This window comes from Neorhizobium sp. SHOUNA12A (assembly GCF_023006505.1).
Taxonomy (GTDB): Bacteria; Pseudomonadota; Alphaproteobacteria; order Rhizobiales; family Rhizobiaceae; genus Neorhizobium.
Genome location: NZ_JALBGV010000100.1, coordinates 1 through 18,391, shown reverse-complemented (window position 1 = coordinate 18,391; position 18,391 = coordinate 1). Strand labels below are relative to the sequence as shown.

Below are 18,391 nucleotides of genomic sequence, written 5' to 3'. Positions count from 1 at the left end.
CGTTCGGCGACCGGTGATGGCGGGCATCCCGCCTGATGGCGCGGATCGCGTTGCCCGGCGAGGCGCGATCGATGAAGCCTGCCGCGACCACGAAAAGCAGGGCGCTCAGGCGCGAGGCGGGCAGGTTGATGAGATCGTCGAACCGCGCTGCCGCCCAGCCGAAGGCCTCGTAACGCGGCAGTTTGTGGCCGATCATGCTGTCGGCGGTATTGGCCGCCTTGTAGCCGACGCCGCCCGCGAGACCGCCGATCCCCATCCAGAAGGCCGGCGCCACGACGCCGTCCGAAAAATTCTCGGCGAGGCTCTCGATCGCCGCGCGGCAGACGCCGGCTTCATCGAGCTTTTCCGGATCGCGCCCGACGATTTTCGAGACCGCTTTCCGCCCGGCATCCAGGCCTCCGTATCGCAACGCCGTCGCCACGGCCTCGACATGGGTTTCGAGGCTCTTCTGCGCCGGCAGGCTGGCAGCGATCAGGACCAGCAGGATCGGCCCAAGGGGGATCATTCTCAGGTCGTATTCGATCACCAGGCTGAGCAGGACGGTGATCCCGAGGAGCGCCAGAAGCGCGAACACGCCCTTTCGCTTGCGCGTGGAAAAGTCGTCCCTTTCGCGGTTCAGATCGCGGTCGAGCCGGGATATCAATGCGCCGATCCAGGTGACCGGATGGCCGATGCGCCGGAATAACCAGTCCGGATAACCCACGATGCGCTCCGTGATCAGGGCGAAAAATGCGAGAAGGAACATGAAGTTGGCAGGCCCTGAGATTGGCGACGAAGTTGGCGATCCGATACAGCATGGCGGCAATCTTTCCCGCGCTCGGGCGCTGTTTCCACATGCGCCGGAGCCTTGGGTCGATCTTTCCACCGGTATCAGCCCGCATTCCTATCCGTATTCGCCCCTGCCCGACAATGCTTTCACGCGACTGCCCGACGTCGCATCGACGGAAAGGCTGAAGGCCCTTGCCGCTGCTGCCTACGGTGCGCCCTCGGCGGCACATGTCGCGGCGGGGCCGGGGACGCAGATCCTGCTGCCGATGGTCGCCGATCTGATTGCCCGGAAAGGCCGTGCCGCGGTTCTTTCGCCCACCTATGCGGAGCATGCCCGCGCGGCGCGGCTTTCCGGTTTCGAGGTCACCGAAACCGACGATCTGGATCGCTTGGCAGATGCCGATGTCGCCGTCATCGTCAATCCCAACAACCCGACCGGGCGCATCGTCCCGCGTGCCGATCTTTTGGCGCTCGCCATCATCATGCGGGCAAAGAACGGGCTGTTGGTCGTGGACGAAGCCTTCATGGATGTTTCGGAAGCATCGAGCGTCACCGACGCGGTGGATGCCGGCGGGCTGGTGGTACTGCGCTCCTTCGGCAAGTTCTACGGCATGGCCGGCCTGCGACTCGGCTTCGTGATTTCGCATCCGGAAACCGCGGCGAAAATCGAGAACCGGCTCGGTCCCTGGGCGGTGTCCGGCCCGGCATTGTACGTGGCGAACGAGGCACTCGCCGATGTGAGATGGCAGGACGCGATGCGGCTGAGGCTTAGAGAGGATGCGGCGCGGCTGGATGCCCTGCTCGGTGCTGCGGGAATACCTGTTGCGGGTGGGACGTCGCTGTTCCGCTTCATCCGGGATCCTCGCGCGCAGGCGGTTTTCCGGCATCTTGGAGAACAGGGCATTCTGGTGCGCCGGTTCGAGGAACGGCCCAATGATCTCAGGATCGGCCTTCCCTGCGAGCGCGACTGGCCGCGGCTCCAAGAAGCCTTGAAAACTATTTAGCCGGCGAAGTGAATTTATCGCGCCAGGCGATTTGGGCGCTTGCATTGGGCAAAGCAGTCGCCTCGTAGACGCCGCGGGCTACGGCACGGGCGGTTACCAGCGTTGCCAGATGGCAGATTTCCATGAAATCCGAGGGGTCGCTTAAAGGTTTCGCACCGGTCGCCGCCGAAAAGATCGTGTCGCCGTCGAAGGGCAGATGCGCCGGCAGGATCGCGCGGGCGAGGCCGTCATGGGCGAGGATGGAAAGCCGGTGCGCCTGTGCCTTGGTCAGCACGGCATCGGTGACGATGACGCCTATCGTCGTCGAGGTCACGTTGCGGCCCTTGAGGCGCATGCGATTGTCGAAGGTCGGAGGCAGCCCAAGGCCGCCGAATTCATTGTCTTCTTCAAAGGGAGCGGCCCAGAAATGCGGGCCTTCGCCTATCGTCGCCGAGCCCAGGGCATTGGCGGCAACCAGTGCCGCGACCGTATGGCCCGTCGAAGTCCGGGCGCTCGCCGAACCGATGCCGCCCTTGAACGTTGCCGTCGTGGCGCCCGTTCCGGCGCCGATGGTTCCGAGTGCGAACTCACCCTTGGCGGCAGCTTTGAAGGCCTCGTAACCCATGTCGCGATAGGGCGAATGCAGGCCCCAGTCCTTGTTGCCGCCGTTGAGGAGATCCATCAGGATCGCCTGCGGCACGATTGGCACGCGAACGCTGCCGACCTGGAAACCACGGCCGATTTCGCGCAGGCCCGACTGCACGCCGCCGGCCGCATCCAGACCGAAGGCCGAACCGCCGGACAGCACGAAGGCATCGACCGTCTGCACGGTCATCGACGGATCGAGGAGGGCTGTGTCCCGCCCGCCCGGAGCGCCGCCGAGGACGGAGCCGGAGGCGATTGCCGGTTCGTCGAAGATGATCGCCGTGACGCCCGACCCCAGGGCAAGATCGGTGGCATGGCCGACGGCCACGCCACCGATATCGGTCAGCAGGTTCAGCGGTTCGGCCATCGTTTACTCGATGTCGAACTTGACGCCCTGCGCGAGCGGCAGGGTGCGGCCGTAGTTCAGCGTGTTGGTGGCGCGGCGCATATAGACGCGCCATGCGTCTGAGCCGGATTCGCGGCCGCCGCCGGTTTCCTTCTCGCCGCCGAACGCACCGCCGATTTCGGCGCCCGAAGGGCCGATATTGACGTTGGCGATGCCGCAATCGGAGCCGCGGGCGGAGACGAAGGTTTCCGCCTCGCGCATGTCGTTGGTGAAGATCGAGGAGGAAAGGCCCTGCGGCACGTCATTGTGCAGGTGGAGCGCTTCGTCGAAGCTCGAATATTTCATCACGTAAAGGATCGGAGCGAAGGTCTCGTCCTTGACCGGACCGGACTGGGCCGGCATTTCGACGATCGCGGGGCGGACGTAATAGGCGTCTGCGGCCTCGTTCTGGTGAACACGTTCGCCGCCGGTCACCTTGCCGCCTTCGGCCCTGGCGGCTTCCAGCGCCTTCTGCATCTTGTCGTAAGCGGCCTTGTCGATCAGCGGGCCGACGAGGTTGCCGTTTTCGAGCGGGCTTCCGATCGTCACCGACTGGTAGGCCTTGGCGAGGCGCGGCACCAGCGTTTCATAGACGCTGTCGTGCACGAAGAGGCGGCGCAGCGAAGTGCAGCGCTGGCCGGCCGTGCCCATGGCGGAAAAGGCGACACCGCGCAGCGTCAGGTCGAGATCGGCGGTCGGGGCGACGATCGCGGCATTGTTGCCACCGAGTTCCAGCAGCGAGCGGGCGAAGCGCGACGCCAGCCGCGGGCCGACGGCCCGGCCCATGGCCGTCGAGCCGGTTGCGGAAACCAGCGGGATCTTGTCGTGGTCGACGAGGACTTCGCCGATATCGCGGCCGCCGATCAGAACGGTCGAAAGGTTCTTCGGCGCTTTTCCGCCGTCGGCGATGAAACGGGCGAGCGCCTTTTCGAAGATTGCCTGGGTGGCGAGCGCGGTCAGCGGTGTCTTTTCCGACGGCTTCCAGACGGTGGAATTGCCGCAGACGATGGCGAGCGCCGCGTTCCAGGACCAGACGGCGACCGGGAAGTTGAAGGCGGAAATGATGCCGATGGCGCCGAGGGGATGCCAGGTCTCCATCATCCGGTGTTCGGAGCGTTCGGTGGCGATGGTCAGGCCGTAGAGCTGGCGGGACAGGCCGACCGCGAAATCGCAGATGTCGATCATTTCCTGCACTTCGCCGAGGCCTTCGGAGGTTACCTTGCCGACTTCGATCGACACCAGCCGGCCGAGTGCGGTCTTGGCTGCGCGCAGTTCCTCGCCGAGAAGGCGGATCAGTTCGCCGCGCTTCGGAGCCGGCACCAGCCGCCATTCGAGAAAGGCCGCATGGGCGGCGTCGATCGCCTTTGCCGCGCCTGCGGCGGTTTCTTCCGGCAGTCTGCCGATCTCTTTGCCGGTGATCGGCGAACGGACGGCGAGCGTGCCGCCAGTATAGCTTTCGGCTTTCACGCCGAGACCGCCCAGAATGTTTTTCACCTCAGCGGCGAGATCGAGTGTGGCGAGCGTCATGTCAGTCTCCGGATAGGTAATTTTCGTCAATCTACAAATCGGTGGCAGTTTCGCAATCAGAACCGCTCGCCGGCGAAATGGGCGATCTGTGCGCCCGCCTCGTAATAGGCTTCCTTGATGGCGCGGAAGGCCGGCTCCTGCGGGTTCGAAAGCGGCAGGGGCAGGTCGGGCTCGGAGATCTCCCCGAGGATATGTTTTGCAAGCAGCATGCCGAACGTCGTGCCGGGCGCAATGCCCCGGCCGTTATAGCCCGAAAAACCGATCGTGTTGCGGCCGAATTTGTGGAGGCGCGGCAAAGCGTTGTCGGTCATGCCGATCTTGCCGTACCACTCGGCCTCGAATTCCACCTCGCCGAGCTGCGGGAATATGCGCTTCAACGAGCGCCGAGCCCAGCTTTTATGGATCGCCGTACCTGTTCCGCGCAGGGCGCCGACCGAACCGAAGACCAGCCGGCCGGCCTGATCCATGCGGAAGGAAGAGAGGATTTCCTTGGTGTCCCAGCAGCCCTCGTGCCCGGCAAGGATGGAGCGACGAAGGTTATCGCTGAGCGGCGTGGTGGCGAGGTTGAAATAGGGCAGGTGCACCTGCTCGCGGCGTACCTGTTCCCACGGGCCGGTGCTGTAGGCATCGGTTGCGACGATCACCCAGTCGGCGGTCACCTGACCGGAGGCGGTCTTGACGAATTTTCGGCCGTCGACTTCACCGGTGCTGGTGACAGCGCTGCCGGTATAAAGCCTGGCGCCAGCCTTCACCGCCGCATGGGCAAGACCGCGGGCATAGGCAAGCGGCTGCAGCGTGCCGGCGCGCATGTCGAGCAGCGATCCGGCATAGGCGGTGGAACCGACGCGCCTTTCCGTCTCGGCGGCATCGAGCAAAGTCACCGGCGCCCCGCGCTTCTGCCATTGGCGAGCGCGCTCCTCCAGTTCCTTCAACCCTTCAGAGCCGACGGCGCAATGCAGCGTGCCGTTCTTTTCGAGTTCGCAGGCGATGGCGTGTTTCTCGATCAGTTCGCGGACGAGGGCGGGGCCGTTGCCGAGCAGGTCGAGCAGGCGTTCACCGTAGATAGGGCCGAGTTCCTTCTGAAAATCGTCGGGCATCACCCACATGCCGGCATTGATCAGGCCGACATTGCGGCCGGCGCCGCCGAAACCGATCTCCGCTGCCTCAAGCAGCACGACATTGGTCCCCGCTTGCGCAAGATGCAGCGCGGGCGAGAGACCCGTATATCCGCCGCCGACAATCACCACATCGGCCGAGATCGTCTCCTCCAACCGGGTGGTGAGCGGCGGTGCGGGGGCGGTCTTTTCCCAGAGGCCGTGAGAGCGGGGATCGTTCAGCATGATGATTGTCCGGGAGTGTTGGTTGCCAACTCTTTACAGGGAGCCGTTATCGATGAATATCGACATGTTCTCAACAGATCATTCGCTGGAGGAATGACATGCTGCCGCCCCGGCGCTTTCTCCCGTCATTCTCGCTGCTTTCCGCCTTCGAGGCGGCGGCCCGCACCGGCAGCGTCACGGCTGCGGCAAACGAGCTTGGCCTCACTCAGAGCGCCGTCAGCCGCCAGATTTCGGCGCTCGAGAGACAACTCGGCGTGGCTTTGTTCTTACGCGAACGCCAGACGATCCGGTTGACGCTTGCCGGAGACGGTTATGCCCGCGAGGTGCGGGAGGCGCTCAGGCGCATTTCGCATGCCTCGCTCAATCTCAGGGCCAATCCTTCCGGCGGCACGCTGAACCTTGCCATCCTGCCGTTTTTCGGCACGCGCTGGCTGACGCCGCGGATCGGGCGTTTTCTCGATGCGCATCCGGGCATGGTCGTGAACCTGATCACACGGCTCGAACCGTTCGATTTCCGGTTCGACACGCTGGATGCCGCCATTCATTTCGGTGCGGCTCGCTGGCCGGGCGCGGCGCTTACCTTCCTGATGGATGAGGAAGTGCTACCGGCCTGCAGTCCGGAATTCAAAGTGCGGCACAATCTTCAATCTCCGGCCGACGTGCTGCAGGCGCCGCTACTGCATCTCAATACCCGGCCGGACGCCTGGGAATTGTGGTTTTCAAAGAACCGCATCACGTTCGATGCCTTGCATGGGATGCTGTTTGACCAGTTCATCACCATGGTCGAGGCGGCAACCGCCGGCCTCGGTGCCGCGCTGCTGCCGCGGTTCCTGATCGGCCGGGAGCTGGAGCAGGGCCTGCTGGTGCCGGCCGTGGACGCCGAGAGGATGGAGACCGGCCAATATCATCTCGCCTATCCGCCCGACCGAGCCACCTATCCGCCACTTGCGGCTTTCAGGGACTGGATCACCCAAGAGATCCACAGGCAAGAGATTCACCAGGATGCGCTTGCGAACGGCGGTCGCATCGGCCAATAGTCGGACATGTCCATCATGATCGCTTAGGCGATCCGACCGACGGGAAGACGTCCATGAAACCTATTTTCGTCCAGCTCCGCTGCAAGCCCGGCAAGACCTACGAGGTTGCCGACGCCATCTACAAGACCGAGCTCGCCTCCGAACTGTATTCGACCAGCGGCGAATGGGACCTGCTGTTGAAGGTCTACATCAAGGACAACGACGAGATCGGCCGCTTCGTAAACGAGAAGATCGCCTCGATTCCGGGCATCGAACGTTCGTTGACGACGATGACCTTCACAGCGTTCTGAGCGCAAAAAAAAGCCGCCACAGGGGCGGCTTTTTGGATTGGATTTAAAAATCTCAGGCATGCGCCGCCGAGGCGCTGTTGCGCGAGCGAACCAGCTCGCGGATGGCAAGACGCACTTCGTCGGCAGAGCCGAAACGCTGCTCGTCCAGATCGATGACATGGAATTTAACGGCGATGAATTTCAGCCGATCCGCGTCAGGAATAACAATACCGACGGGCTCGCCGCCGAACTCGATTACTTGCTTCTGCATGGCAGACTCCCGCTTTGGCTGCTTGCGACGCAGCTCTGGCGAATGAAAATTTTCAGGAACGATTGAACTGAAGCGTTACATTCGACAGCACGGAAGGGAGCGGCGATCCGTGCCATTCATTTTGAACGCGGCCTCACCAAAGGCGGCGACGCGGACGAATTTAAACATGTCACTCTCCCTTCATGGCGTTGCGCGAAAGTCGGCGAGACTCAGCAGGCCGAACGAAAATCATCTGTAGGCGAGTCCCACAAAATGATCAACGGAAATCAATCTACCTAGAATTTTTTTCCGACTGATGACAGGAAGAAGGCCGAATTGTGAAATTTCATTCGCGATTCCTGATCATTGCCTGTCAGCCCTGAGATAGGTGGCTTTTCCATCCAAGCAAGGATCGAGAGTGGAAAATTTCCGGCAAAGCCCGGATCGGCCAGCTCAAATTTCCGAGAGCAGGGTTTCGATCCGATCCACCAACCCGTCTGCGCTCTCGCGGCTGAGACATAGCGGCGGACGCAGGACAATGCGCTTCGGTATGCTATCGTCCACGATAAACCCGGGTCGTAGCCGTTCGCCGAGGTTCGCCGCTTCGTCCGACAGATCGACCACGAGCAGCAAGCCGCTGCCGGTCACGGCACGGATCGCCGGAAAGCGTTCGGCAAGGCTTTCGAGCCGCGTCTTCAGATGGCCGCCGATCTCGCGGGTGTTCTCCCGCAATTGCTCTTCCCTGATGACGTCGAGCGCCGCTGCGGCCGCTGCGGCCTCGACCGGAGAGATCGCCCGCGGACGTTCGTCGGCGGCAAGGCTTGTCGCGATTTCGGGCCGTGTCAGCAGGAGCGCCGGCGCCCCTCCGTCCGGTCCGTCGGCGATCAGAAAGTCCGGCGCCAGGCCCCGGTGCGAGAAACCCCAGGTGTGGTGGCCAAGACGGCCGTAGCCCGTTCCGGTTTCGTCGACGACCAGCAGGCCGGCCTTCTCTCGAAGTTCGGCCAGCGGCTCGTCCAGGTGCAAGGCCTCGTCGTAGCCGTTCGCGAGCACGGCTGCGACGTCCTCGAGATCGTGGATCATATCGGCTGCGGTGCCGATGGCGGGGACAGTGAAAAGGTCCGGATCGCGGCGGTTCACCCGGAAACCCGGCAGACCGATGATCCGGGCCTTGTTCGTGTGAGCGCGGACGAGCCGGAAGGCGAGATCCAGAGCGTCGCCACGGCTGGCCGCAAACGCGACATGGTTCAAACCTTCAGGCGCAAGCTCAGCCAGTTGCACTCGCAACACCTCCTCCGGCTCAGATGGATGGCTCGTGGCGCGGTTGAGCAGGATGGTCTGGCGGTACGTCGCGGCGGCGAGGCGCGGATGTCCGTGGCCGATCAGCGGCGCCTGACCGCCAAGATCGAGCGCGGTGCGCCCCGCCGCGTCGAAGAGATATTCCTTCCAGCCGCGGACCGGCTGATCGAAATGTTTCGGAGCCGGGGCATTCGCATCGATGCCGAGCAATGCAGCCGGGGAAGGACATAACCTCGACCACCTGCCGACCCCGGTCGGCGTGCAGAAGAGCGGCGGCACGAGATCCGGATCGAGGCAGAGCCTGAGCCGCAGGCCGCCTATCGAGTTGTCCGCTCCGGCGATCACGCCGATCGGGTCGCCTGCGGCAAGCTCCGCCTCTTCGGCAAGCGTACATTCGAGGCCTTCGACATGCAGGGTCAGGTCGCGTCCGACAAGGACGAGGCGGGGGCCGGCGCTTTTCAGCGTCCCGGCAAAAGGCGCCACTGCCGTTATCCGGGCGGGGATACAGGCATCGATATGGAGCGCGAAACTTTCCGGCTCCTGCTGCGCGTCGGTGCTGCCTTTCGAAAGTCGGTATTCGCCGTAACGGGTGCTGGCGCGGCCGGTCTCCCGGGAAATGTGGGCAAGCAGCTTCCAGTCGTTGTCGGTGTCCGTCCAGTTTCCGCCGTAGAGAAGCGGACTGGTGACGCTCAAGTCCACCAGCCGGAAAGTTTCCGGGTCGATATCGGGCAGGAGCCGGCCGATTTCCGGCAACGGCTTCGTCATTCCCGTGGCATTGAGGATGGCTGCAAAGACCTGTGCCGGGGAAACGGCGGTTGCGCCGTTCAGCACCGCACGGCGTTTCTCGGTCTCCTCCTTTGCCTGTGGATCATCGGGCGACAAGGCCTGCCGGCTCTCGGCTTCGGCGGCGAGAATGCCGGTGCGGGCGACGACCAGCGGCCACAGGGCTTCGAGCTCGGCCAGGGTGAACGGATAGACCTCGTGGTAGGCGCGGATCGCCGGCAGCAGGGCGAACGGATCTCCATCGCGATCCGCGAGCAGGTAGGCGCAGGTATTGGCAAAACCGGCGACGAGCCAGCCATTGGAAATGCCTGAGAAATCCGTCACGCCGGTTGGCATCCATGTGCCATCCGTATCTTCGCCGATGACGGTTCCGGCATTCAGGTTCTGATGTGCCGCCGCGACCCTGAGGCCCGGGCTGAGCGGCTGGATGCGCCGAAGCGCCGTCACCATCGCCTTGGCGATCACGTCGCGGATTTCCTGGTCGGCGACGGTGGACAGAAGCGAGACCGTCTGGGGGCCGGCCTTGCGCAGGTCGCCTTCCGGCTCGCGCTCGAGGACCGGATGTTCGAAATCCTGGAGGCTTTTCGCAAGCTCGGCCGAGATCGATCCGAAGGCGGCGACGGATCGATCCGACAGTCGTTCACCGGTCGGCGGCGGCGCACCTTCCAGGAATGTCAGGAGGCGGACACGCCGGTCTTCGCCGCCGAGCGGCAGGACAAGCATGTCGCCGCCGTCCTTGGTCATCACCGGTTCGGGAACCCGCGGTCCGTCGGGACTGCGCAGGATATGGCGCATCAAGGCGTGTTCCGCCTCGATCTCCTCGATGGGATCGTTGGCGGGCGATACTTTGAGCAGATAGCGCAAGTGGCCGTTGTCGATCAGGAAGTAGGGGTTCTGCCGTCCCTCGATCGGGAAGATCTGCCCGGAAAGCCCGTAGTGGTCGCGTAGAACGCCCTCGATCGCGTCGATCGAAAGGTCGTTTGCAGGAGGCTCGATGAGTTCTGGCAGGACGTCGGACATGAACCTCTCCGGAAGGGCGCTTCCGAAGAGGATAGAGCGTTAAAGGCCTGCGTCCATAGGCCTTTTCACCGACATTGGCTGGGTCTTAGCCCATACGCTCCGAAGCGTAGGAACCGGGGCTCGGCGGGAAGACGACGGTACGATTGCCGTTGATGAAGGTACGGTGATGGATATGGGCGTGGATGGCGCGCGCCAGGACCTGGCTTTCGACGTCGCGGCCGAGCGAAACATAGTCGTCGGCCGACTGCGCATGGGTGATGCGCACCGTGTCCTGCTCGAGGATCGGGCCTTCGTCGAGATCAGCGGTGACGTAATGCGCCGTCGCGCCGATCAGTTTGACGCCGCGGGTATAGGCCTGCTTGTAGGGATTGGCACCCTTGAAGCTCGGCAGGAAGGAGTGGTGGATATTGATGATCTTGCCGGACATCTTCCTGCAGAGGCTGTCGGACAGAACCTGCATGTAGCGGGCCAGCACGATGAGTTCCGTGCCGCTCTGCTCGACCAGATCGAGAAGCTGGGCTTCGGCCTGCGGTTTGTTTTCCTTCGTCACCTTGATGTGGTGGAAGGGGATGTCGTTGTTGACGACCTGTTTCTGGTAGTCGAAATGGTTGGAGACGACGCCGACGATATCGATCGGAAGCGCGCCGATCTTCCAGCGGTAGAGGAGGTCGTTCAGGCAGTGGCCGAAACGGGAGACCATCAGGAGAACCTTCATCCGCTCATCGGTATCGAAGATCTCCCATTCCATCTCGAACCGGCCGGCGATCGGCTTGAAGCCTTCGAGCAGCGCCGGACGCTCGGCGCCTTCTTCGGAGAGAAAGCTGACGCGCATGAAGAACTTGCCCGTGTCGAGGTCATCGAACTGCGATGAGTCGATGATGTTGCAACCCTTTTCCGCCAGAAAGCCGGAAATCGCCGCGACAATGCCGCGCGTTGTCTTGCAGGATACGGTCAGGACGTAGTTGTTCATGCAAATTCTCCCTCCTCTGCCATCGGTCGGCCGTTCCGTGTATACATAAAATTGGCGCCGGGCAATATCCAGCCCCTACAGGACAGGAAAATGCCCAGCGAGGCCCGAGCTTGGTCCTAAAATGTGTACAGCCAGCCTCGTTTGAATGTCCAGGCAAGCTTCTTACCTCCCGACCTTAAAGCCAGCCACCCAAAATTCCGTTCCCTTTGCGCCGTCGGCGCGCGCATCACCGCCGCGGAAGCTGCTTCGAGCAACGATTCGCATTTACTTGACATTATGGTGGCGGGTTGCGGTTTCGCACTGGAGGAAGACTTGAAGCAGAGGTCCTGAAAAGTCTGGCAAAATCGGTGACAGGCCGCAGATCCAAGTTCTCCCTCGCCTCTTTTCGGAACAGTTCCGCCTGCGATCGGTAAAATCGCCGCTGATAGTTTAAGTCTTTATCAGCAAGACCGGGCGTATTGCTGTTATAGTGATGGAAAAATCGCCGGCATGGCTATGATGAACGCCCGAAATGAATCCTCGTCCGCCGGGGAAATATCGCCGCTGCTGCCACGCTCGGCTTCCGAACCGTTGACCTTCAACGGCACGATCGGGCTTTTCACGCCGCCGTCGAACGGTACCCAGCCGTCGAGCACTGCCGTGCTGTTCGCCAGTCCCTGGGGGCTGGAGGAAATGTGCACGCGCAAATTCTGGCGCATCATTTCCGAAAAGCTTGCCGATCGCGGTGTTGCCAGCCTGCGGTTCGATTATCCCGGCACCGGCGACGCGCTTGACGATATCGATTTCGAAGGCGGGCTTTCCGTCTGGTCCGACAGTCTCATTTCCGCTGCCGCGCATCTCAAGGAGCTTTCCGGCTGCGAGCGCATCGCCGTCATCTCGCAGGGGCTGGGGGCGCTCGTCGCCACCAGGGCCGCCGAGGAGATCGAGGCGCTCGCCGCCATCGTTTATATGGCGCCGGTCGTTTCCGGCCGTCTGCATATCCGCGAGCTCGCGGTCTGGTCCAGGGTGGTCGACGAAAATCTGGGCCTTACCGAAGAACAGCATAGTGAAATCGGCGCCTCTATCGCGTCGCTCACCATGCCCGGCGAGATCGCCGACGAGGTTCGCAACGTCAATCTGTTAAAGGTCGACCGGCCGCCTGCACCGCGCGTGCTGGTCGTCGGCCGGGCCGATCGGCCCTCCGACAAGGAGTTTGCCGTTCGGTTGCGGGCGCTTGGCGCCGATGTGGATGAACAACCTTTCGAAGGTTACGACAAGCTCGTCTCAAACCCGGTGATCGTCAAGTTGCCGCTGACGGTTGCCGATAATCTGACGAACTGGATCGTCGCATTACCGTCCGGACCGGCTGCTTCCGCACCATCGCGCTCGCCGGCGCCGGCGGCCCCTCTCGCTGGCGACGGCTTTACCGAAACGCCGGCACGCTTCGGTCTCAACAGCCATCTTTTCGGAGTTCTCTGCGAGCCATTGCACGATCGCGCCGGCGCGACGGTGCTTTTCCTGACATCGGCCTATGACCGGCATGCCGGCTGGGGCCGTTCGACGGTGGGGCTGGCTCGCGCGCTTGCGCGTTCCGGCATTCCGTCGTTGCGTTTCGACACGGCCAATGTCGGTGACAGTCCGCCGGTGCCTGGCCGGCCGGACCAGGTTCTCTATCATTCGGACCAGAATGCCGACGTCTCGGAAGCGATCGATTTCCTCGCTGCCTGCAACATGACACCGGTCGTCGCCGCCGGCCGCTGCAGCGGCGCCTTTCTCGGCTTCCAGGCATCACTCGTCGAACCGCGCATCGCTGGCAATGTCTCGGTCAATCCGGCGGTCCTCCGCTGGCGCCCCGGCCGGTCCGTCGAGGACATGATCGTCAGTGGCGCGCGTAGTCTTCGGGACTACCGCAAGCGGGCCTTGCGGGCCGATACGTTCAAACGCATCCTGAGGGGCGAGGTCGATACCGTCGCCGCGGTCCGCAATATCGCCAAAAGTCTCGGCAACCGGGCCATGGGCAGGGTCTTCCATGCTTTCCGCGGGTTCCTGCCGGAGGGACGGGCGATCTACGGTGCCTTCCGCACCCTCCACCAGCGCGGCATGCCCGTCTCGCTGATTTACAGCGAGAACGATCTCGGTCTCGAACAGTACGATTTCTATTTCGGCCATGACGGATCGGGCCTGGCTCGCTTTCCAAACGTATCGCCGAAAATCATCCCGGATGCCGATCACAACCTGACGCCCGAGCATGCCCGCAAGGTCTATCTCGAGGCATTGAGGGAAATGGCTTTCCGTTTTCCTCTGGAAGAAGGCGTCTATTCAAAAGCGGACGGATCGGTCGCCGCCGAGTGATCGGATCGTGCCAGCGGGTCGTTCGGCGGTTTTGGAAAGCGCTGCAAGGCGGATACGCCTGATTGCGCCCGGCGCCAGATGGAATCCATTGTCCGACGCGCAGTAATTGTCGCATTCGATGTTGACCGTCTGCGCGAAGATGTCGGCCGAAATCTCCAGCCAGAATTCTCCCTCATCCTCGGTGACCGAGACCGTGATCTCGGCATCATGAAAAGCACTGGCACGCCCGAGCGGAAAATGGAAAGCTTCCGAGAGGATTTCGCCGGTTTCCGCATGCCTGAGACGTGCCACCGTCACATCGTGGGAAGGTGGGCCGAAACGATAGGCATAGTTCGCGTCGAAAAAGGCGCCGAACAGGTCGGTCGAAGCAACGCTCGCGCTGCTTCCGGCTTTAAGCGTCAGATCTCGGCGGCCCGATACGATCGGCATCCTGCCCTCCCGCAGGCAAGCGATCTCCAGAACCGTCGGCAGATCGTTCGGCGTTTCGTTGATAAGATGAACATCCAGCCCATTGGTGCCTTCGTCGGCAAACACGACCTGGATCGGCTGGAAGGCGCGCTTCAGCGCAAACCAGGCCGGTTTCGGCCTGCCGTGGACGTCAACGACGCCCCAACCTGGGCCGCTCATGACATCCTGGAAGGTGAAGGCGAGCGCACCGTTGCAGGTCGAGCCCGGCCGCCGCCATTCGGCGAAAGCCGCCTCCATCACTTCGCCGGTCACGGCACGGGAAAGAGCGAGGTACCGTTCGGGCTGCTGCGCTCTCAGTGCCACGGGATCGACACCGTAGAGCGTGCCCAGATAATGGTCGCGCACGTCTTCGAAATCCCAGTCAGCTCCGGTGTCGCGCGGGATGCCGGCCTTGCCGCCGGCGAGGGTTTCCGACGCGGAGAGGTTGGAGAAAGCCAGGCACTCGGCTGCGAAACGGACGTTTGCCCGTCGTGCATCTTCGAGCGGCCGTTTGTAGGCCCCGACACCGTAATAATGGGCGACACCCGCATTCGGATAAAAAGGCAATGCGCCGCCTGAAGGGGAATTGGCCACATAGGGGAGATCCGGCCGGCACTCGCTGGCGAAAGTGCCAAGGATCTCTTCGCAGAGTGGACCTTTCCAGATGCGTTCCGGCAGGCCGAGCATCGCGCCCTGCTGATAGACCTCGCTGCCGCCGCAAAGGACCGCAAGCGACGGCGAGGCTTGTGTCGCTGTCAGGAACTGCTCGACCTCGGTTTTCACGTGAATCATGAAGTCCGGATCGCCGGCGGGATAGTCGAAATTGGCGAACATCAGGTCCTGCCAGACCAGCAGGCCGAGTTCGTCGCACAGCGCGAAGAATTCCGGGCTTTCATAGGTCGCGATGCCCGGAATGCGGATCATGTTCATGCCCGCTTCTTTGGCGAGCCTCAGCCAGGGTTCGTAGCTCGCGCGGTCGCCGGGTAGCTTTGCGATGTCGGCGGAAGTCCAGACGGCACCGCGGCAGAACATTTTCCGACCGTTGACGACAACGGCGAAGTCATTGCCATCGGTGCCGCGATCGACCGTCAGGCTCCGAAAGCCGGTGCGGACGATCGGGAACTCCTTGTCCTCGATCTTGAGTGTCACGTCATGCAGTGCCGGCTCGCCATGGGTATGCGGCCACCAGGGTTTTATCTCCGGCAGACAAAGCTCGGCTGAATATCGTCTGCCGTCGTTCGCGAAGCGCGCCTCGGTGCCGTTGCAGACAAGCCGGAAATCCCGGGGCGGTCCGTCGAAAGCAAAGCCGACATTCAGAATGCCTGTTCCGCTTCCATCGAGCGTCGCCGAAACCGCAAACTCCCTCTTCTCTCCCGCGGGGAGAAGGTGGCCTGTGGGACCGGATGAGGGGGGCGAAGCGAAGCGATTGTCGTCGACACGCATCACCGAAACCGGCCGCCAGGGTCCCACCGCATGAATTTCGGGGCTCCAACCGGGCATGAAGCCCAGCGCGGTGGTGCGGATCAGCCGAAGCCCCTGCTGGTTCATCAGCCGCGGTCGCCAGCGGGCGCGAGGCCCGGTCCTGCCCAGATGCGGTCTCAAGGCCCGAAAGCAGATCGTCAGTGTTTCCGTGCCGGTCAACTCGACCGCAACGTCGTGGCTTTCGAACATGCTGGCCGAGGACAGGATCAGCGTCTCGTCGAGAAACACCTCGGCCACCGTCGCGAGCCCCGCAAACCGCAGGATTGCCGGTCCCGGCGTTTCGCCGGCAAGCGAGCGGCGATACCAGGCATCCCTGTCGATCAGCGGCTCGGGATTGTTGCGGTCGAAGCGGCCTGCGGCTTCCAGGGCGGCGGCGACCGTGCCCGGCACCATGGCCGGCAGGTATTCCAGATCCGAAGGAAGGTCGGCCGGCAGGGTGTAGGCGCCTGGCTCCGTCAACGTCAAAGACCAGCCTTCGGCAAGAAGGCTGGTCTTTGACCCGATCGCGATAGGAAGGCTCACGCGGCCTCGCGGGTCTGGGTCAGTGTCGAGGCCAGGTCGCGCATCAGCAGGTCCCAGGCATCAGCGGCCGGATCGAGCGCCGTTGCGAGCGGCTCGAACTTCTTGCGGGTGAGGGCGCGGGCAAGCTGGAACTGGGTGGATTTTGCCACTTCCGAAATCTTCAGCGCCTGCTGTTCCGACTGAGCGAACGCGTTGGGGTTCAGCCATGCGAGATGGCTCGCCAGCAGCTCGAAATTGGCGCCGAGCTGGCGGAGCGTGTTGAACGCATATTTGTGGAAGAAGCCAAAATCCCTGTCGGCAATCCGCTCGACCTGCTCTGGAAAAACCCTCGCAAAGGCCCGGATCGGATTGTCCTCCGGCCGCCGGGCAAAATGATGCCTGAGCAGTTTCCATGCGGTCTCGCGAATTTCCCTCGCTTCCGGATAGGCCGCCGGAAACTTGGCGAATTCCGTATAAGGCAGGAAGGGCAGCGCGTCCGGGGCCGCGTTCAACTGGAACAGGCCATCGAAATCTTCGCCGGAAAGGGTGAAGAAGCCGCCATTGTGGAAATAGTCGAGCCCGCGGCTTTCGAGGTCGAGCCGGTTGATGGCCACAGTCGTCTTGCCGTGCTCCTGGCGATAGGCGACGCCGCGCGTATCGGGCAGATAAAAGCTGTCGAGTTCGACCAGCGTCAGCCGGCCGCGGCGGATCTGCTCCGCGACATGCCGTTCCGGCCGGTCGAAGATCGCCAGTTCGGTCACGCGAATGCCGAACAGGGTTTCGAGATCCTCCAGCGGCACCTTGAAGAAGGTGAACTGGTCGCCTTCGAAATCCTGGGTCAGGGTGAAACCAAGCATCGCTTCCGGCGGCAGGCCCTGCGCCGAAAGCACTTCGATCCACAGATCGACGTAACAGTTCGTCTCCGGCCACATACGCTCGGCTGAATGCAGCGCATGCGTCGTGTAGTTGCCCGGATCGAGCGCGGGAAACACCGCCGTCATGGGATCAGCCCCAGAGCGTGGCACGGACGTGTTCCGGCCACTCCTTCACGTCCAGACCGTGGGTGTGGAAAAGCGCAAGCGCAATTCGTTCCAGGCCGAAACCGACGCAGGCCGTATGCGCGACGCTGCCGTCTTCCAGGTTGAGGCCCCATTTCAGGCCGAAACTGTCCTGGTGATAGTTGAAGCTCATGCAGGCGGTCGGCTGGGCAACGGAGGCGATCGGGATCAGCAGTTCGAACTTCAGGTTCTGGTCGCGCTGGTTGTTGACCAGCATCTTCCCGGCGCGGCCGAAGAAAGGATCGTTGGCGATGTCGATGGTGACGTCGAGGCCGACGGACTTCATCATCTCGACGCCCCGGTCCATCCACAGCTGGCGGAAATCAGTCACGTGTTGTTCGGTCCCCATGCAGACATATTCGCGCATGCGGAAAAGCTGCTGGCGGGCCGGATCCTTGGAGGGCTCGTGGCGGAAGCAGTAGCTCTGCAGGTCGAAAAGACCGCCGCCGGCGGGCAGGTTGCCGCGGCGCGCAACGGTCGGGTAGAGCGGATAGCAGGCCGCCGGCGTCAGCACGATGTCGGTCGCTTCCTGGCCTTTGGTCCAGTCCTCCTCGCCGACTTCCATGCATTTCAGCAGGCTCATGTGGTCGAGTTCGTTGCCGCAGAACGAGTGAACCGTGCCGGCGAGCTGCGGAAAGCTCTTCATATAGCCGCTGGTCTCGAAGAAGGCGCGGTTCATGCCCGGCGGGAAGCGCATCGCCTCCGCGCCGTCGGCACCGCCGACCTTGTCGATCAGCCGCTCGAAGGCGGCAATGACGTCTTCGAACTGGCCGCTGCGGCCATACAGTCCGTCGACGCCGGTCTCGATCAGCAGGCCAGCGTCGAACAGGCGGTCGAGAAAGGAAACTTGCAGATCCATGGATTCACCTCATTCTTTAAACGATTACATCTGAAGTGATGGGGCGTCAGCCGAGCAGGCTGGTGTCCGGTTTTTGAACGAGCAGCATGGTCGACGTATTGCCGAGAATGCGGTCGTTGGAAATCATCAGCTGGGCGGAGTGCGCGTCGCGAAGATGCCGTCCGAGACTATAGGGCGTACCGTTCTTGTAGCCCATGATGCCGCAGATGATCATCGCCTGGTTGATGATGGTCAGGATCGTCTCGGAAGAGGCGAGCTTGATATTGTTCATGGCGATCGAAAAGGCCATGGACGACAGTTTGTCGGGATCGTGTTTCGCATCCGCGTAGGTCTTGAGGCCCGACAGGATATTGCCCTTGAGCAGCTGCAGCAGGTTCGACGCTTCGGCGAGCCTCAGCGCGCCGGGCGGCTGGGTGCCACCCGCCTTGCGGGCCGCGGCG

At 62.8% G+C, this 18,391-nt stretch carries 15 protein-coding genes; 4 read left to right on the top strand and 11 right to left on the bottom strand.

What is annotated here, in order from left to right; genetic code table 11:
* The coding region (gene cbiB / locus MOV63_RS28205) for an adenosylcobinamide-phosphate synthase CbiB (RefSeq protein WP_247038875.1) at positions 1 to 745 on the bottom strand (745 nt) is incomplete at its 3' end.
* Between cbiB and cobD the strand changes: the two genes are divergently transcribed.
* Positions 744 to 1,772, top strand: a complete 1,029-nt coding sequence (cobD, locus tag MOV63_RS28200) for a threonine-phosphate decarboxylase CobD (protein ID WP_247038873.1) — start codon at positions 744 to 746, stop codon at positions 1,770 to 1,772. The two genes, cbiB and cobD, sit on opposite strands and share 2 nt — an antisense overlap.
* Here the strand turns inward: cobD and MOV63_RS28195 are convergent.
* The 3 genes from MOV63_RS28195 to MOV63_RS28185 are packed head-to-tail and all read right to left on the bottom strand — an operon-like array spanning position 1,765 to position 5,648.
* On the bottom strand, positions 1,765 to 2,763 hold the full coding sequence (locus MOV63_RS28195; RefSeq protein WP_247038871.1) for a P1 family peptidase: 999 nt from the start codon (positions 2,761 to 2,763) through the stop codon (positions 1,765 to 1,767). The genes cobD and MOV63_RS28195 overlap by 8 nt on opposite strands.
* Before the next feature lie 3 nt (positions 2,764 to 2,766).
* The gene (locus MOV63_RS28190; protein ID WP_247038869.1) at positions 2,767 to 4,308 is read right to left on the bottom strand and encodes an aldehyde dehydrogenase family protein; all 1,542 of its coding nucleotides are present in this window, start codon (positions 4,306 to 4,308) and stop codon (positions 2,767 to 2,769) included.
* A gap of 56 nt (positions 4,309 to 4,364) precedes the next feature.
* Positions 4,365 to 5,648, bottom strand: coding sequence for an FAD-binding oxidoreductase (locus tag MOV63_RS28185; RefSeq protein ID WP_247038867.1), 1,284 nt, complete (start codon positions 5,646 to 5,648; stop codon positions 4,365 to 4,367).
* Positions 5,649 to 5,746: 98 nt separating this feature from the next.
* Here MOV63_RS28185 and MOV63_RS28180 point away from each other — a divergent pair, with 98 nt between their 5' ends.
* Positions 5,747 to 6,685, top strand: coding sequence for a LysR family transcriptional regulator (locus MOV63_RS28180; protein ID WP_247038865.1), 939 nt, complete (start codon positions 5,747 to 5,749; stop codon positions 6,683 to 6,685).
* A 53-nt stretch (positions 6,686 to 6,738) separates the two neighbouring features.
* Positions 6,739 to 6,975, top strand: coding sequence for an Lrp/AsnC ligand binding domain-containing protein (locus tag MOV63_RS28175; protein WP_038547100.1), 237 nt, complete (start codon positions 6,739 to 6,741; stop codon positions 6,973 to 6,975).
* A gap of 52 nt (positions 6,976 to 7,027) precedes the next feature.
* Here the strand turns inward: MOV63_RS28175 and MOV63_RS28170 are convergent, their stop codons facing one another.
* From MOV63_RS28170 to purU, 3 genes are all read right to left on the bottom strand, one after another.
* Positions 7,028 to 7,225 (bottom strand): hypothetical protein, encoded by a 198-nt coding sequence (locus MOV63_RS28170; RefSeq protein ID WP_038591355.1) that lies wholly within the window; start codon positions 7,223 to 7,225, stop codon positions 7,028 to 7,030.
* A gap of 432 nt (positions 7,226 to 7,657) precedes the next feature.
* On the bottom strand, positions 7,658 to 10,303 hold the full coding sequence (locus MOV63_RS28165; protein ID WP_247038863.1) for an aminotransferase class III-fold pyridoxal phosphate-dependent enzyme: 2,646 nt from the start codon (positions 10,301 to 10,303) through the stop codon (positions 7,658 to 7,660).
* 85 nt (positions 10,304 to 10,388) lie between these two features.
* Positions 10,389 to 11,273, bottom strand: coding sequence for a formyltetrahydrofolate deformylase (purU, locus tag MOV63_RS28160; RefSeq protein WP_038547091.1), 885 nt, complete (start codon positions 11,271 to 11,273; stop codon positions 10,389 to 10,391).
* Between the two features lie 489 nt (positions 11,274 to 11,762).
* Here purU and MOV63_RS28155 point away from each other — a divergent pair, with 489 nt between their 5' ends.
* Positions 11,763 to 13,604 carry an alpha/beta fold hydrolase gene (locus MOV63_RS28155; RefSeq protein WP_247038861.1) on the top strand — a complete coding sequence of 614 codons (1,842 nt, stop codon included), beginning with the start codon at positions 11,763 to 11,765 and terminating at the stop codon, positions 13,602 to 13,604.
* Here the strand turns inward: MOV63_RS28155 and MOV63_RS28150 are convergent.
* From MOV63_RS28150 to MOV63_RS28135, 4 genes are all read right to left on the bottom strand, one after another.
* The gene (locus MOV63_RS28150) at positions 13,572 to 16,055 is read right to left on the bottom strand and encodes a glycosyl hydrolase 2 galactose-binding domain-containing protein (protein WP_247038859.1); all 2,484 of its coding nucleotides are present in this window, start codon (positions 16,053 to 16,055) and stop codon (positions 13,572 to 13,574) included. The two genes, MOV63_RS28155 and MOV63_RS28150, sit on opposite strands and share 33 nt — an antisense overlap.
* Positions 16,052 to 17,035, bottom strand: coding sequence for a DUF1839 family protein (locus MOV63_RS28145; protein ID WP_247038857.1), 984 nt, complete (start codon positions 17,033 to 17,035; stop codon positions 16,052 to 16,054). The genes MOV63_RS28150 and MOV63_RS28145 overlap by 4 nt, the downstream gene beginning before the upstream one ends.
* A gap of 4 nt (positions 17,036 to 17,039) precedes the next feature.
* Positions 17,040 to 17,951 carry an amino acid--[acyl-carrier-protein] ligase gene (locus MOV63_RS28140; protein ID WP_247038855.1) on the bottom strand — a complete coding sequence of 304 codons (912 nt, stop codon included), beginning with the start codon at positions 17,949 to 17,951 and terminating at the stop codon, positions 17,040 to 17,042.
* Positions 17,952 to 17,997: 46 nt separating this feature from the next.
* Positions 17,998 to 18,391 (bottom strand): acyl-CoA dehydrogenase family protein (locus MOV63_RS28135; protein ID WP_258719327.1); only part of this gene is annotated, 394 nt, incomplete at its 5' end.

Coding starts and splice junctions, on each gene's coding strand:
- cobD (WP_247038873.1), top strand. CDS start 744: ATGAAGTTGGCAGGCCCTGAGATTGGCGACGAAGTTGGCGATCCGATA.
- MOV63_RS28195 (WP_247038871.1), bottom strand. CDS start 2,763: ATGGCCGAACCGCTGAACCTGCTGACCGATATCGGTGGCGTGGCCGTC.
- MOV63_RS28190 (WP_247038869.1), bottom strand. CDS start 4,308: ATGACGCTCGCCACACTCGATCTCGCCGCTGAGGTGAAAAACATTCTG.
- MOV63_RS28185 (WP_247038867.1), bottom strand. CDS start 5,648: ATGCTGAACGATCCCCGCTCTCACGGCCTCTGGGAAAAGACCGCCCCC.
- MOV63_RS28180 (WP_247038865.1), top strand. CDS start 5,747: ATGCTGCCGCCCCGGCGCTTTCTCCCGTCATTCTCGCTGCTTTCCGCC.
- MOV63_RS28175 (WP_038547100.1), top strand. CDS start 6,739: ATGAAACCTATTTTCGTCCAGCTCCGCTGCAAGCCCGGCAAGACCTAC.
- MOV63_RS28170 (WP_038591355.1), bottom strand. CDS start 7,225: ATGCAGAAGCAAGTAATCGAGTTCGGCGGCGAGCCCGTCGGTATTGTT.
- MOV63_RS28165 (WP_247038863.1), bottom strand. CDS start 10,303: ATGTCCGACGTCCTGCCAGAACTCATCGAGCCTCCTGCAAACGACCTT.
- purU (WP_038547091.1), bottom strand. CDS start 11,273: ATGAACAACTACGTCCTGACCGTATCCTGCAAGACAACGCGCGGCATT.
- MOV63_RS28155 (WP_247038861.1), top strand. CDS start 11,763: ATGGCTATGATGAACGCCCGAAATGAATCCTCGTCCGCCGGGGAAATA.
- MOV63_RS28145 (WP_247038857.1), bottom strand. CDS start 17,035: ATGACGGCGGTGTTTCCCGCGCTCGATCCGGGCAACTACACGACGCAT.
- MOV63_RS28140 (WP_247038855.1), bottom strand. CDS start 17,951: ATGGATCTGCAAGTTTCCTTTCTCGACCGCCTGTTCGACGCTGGCCTG.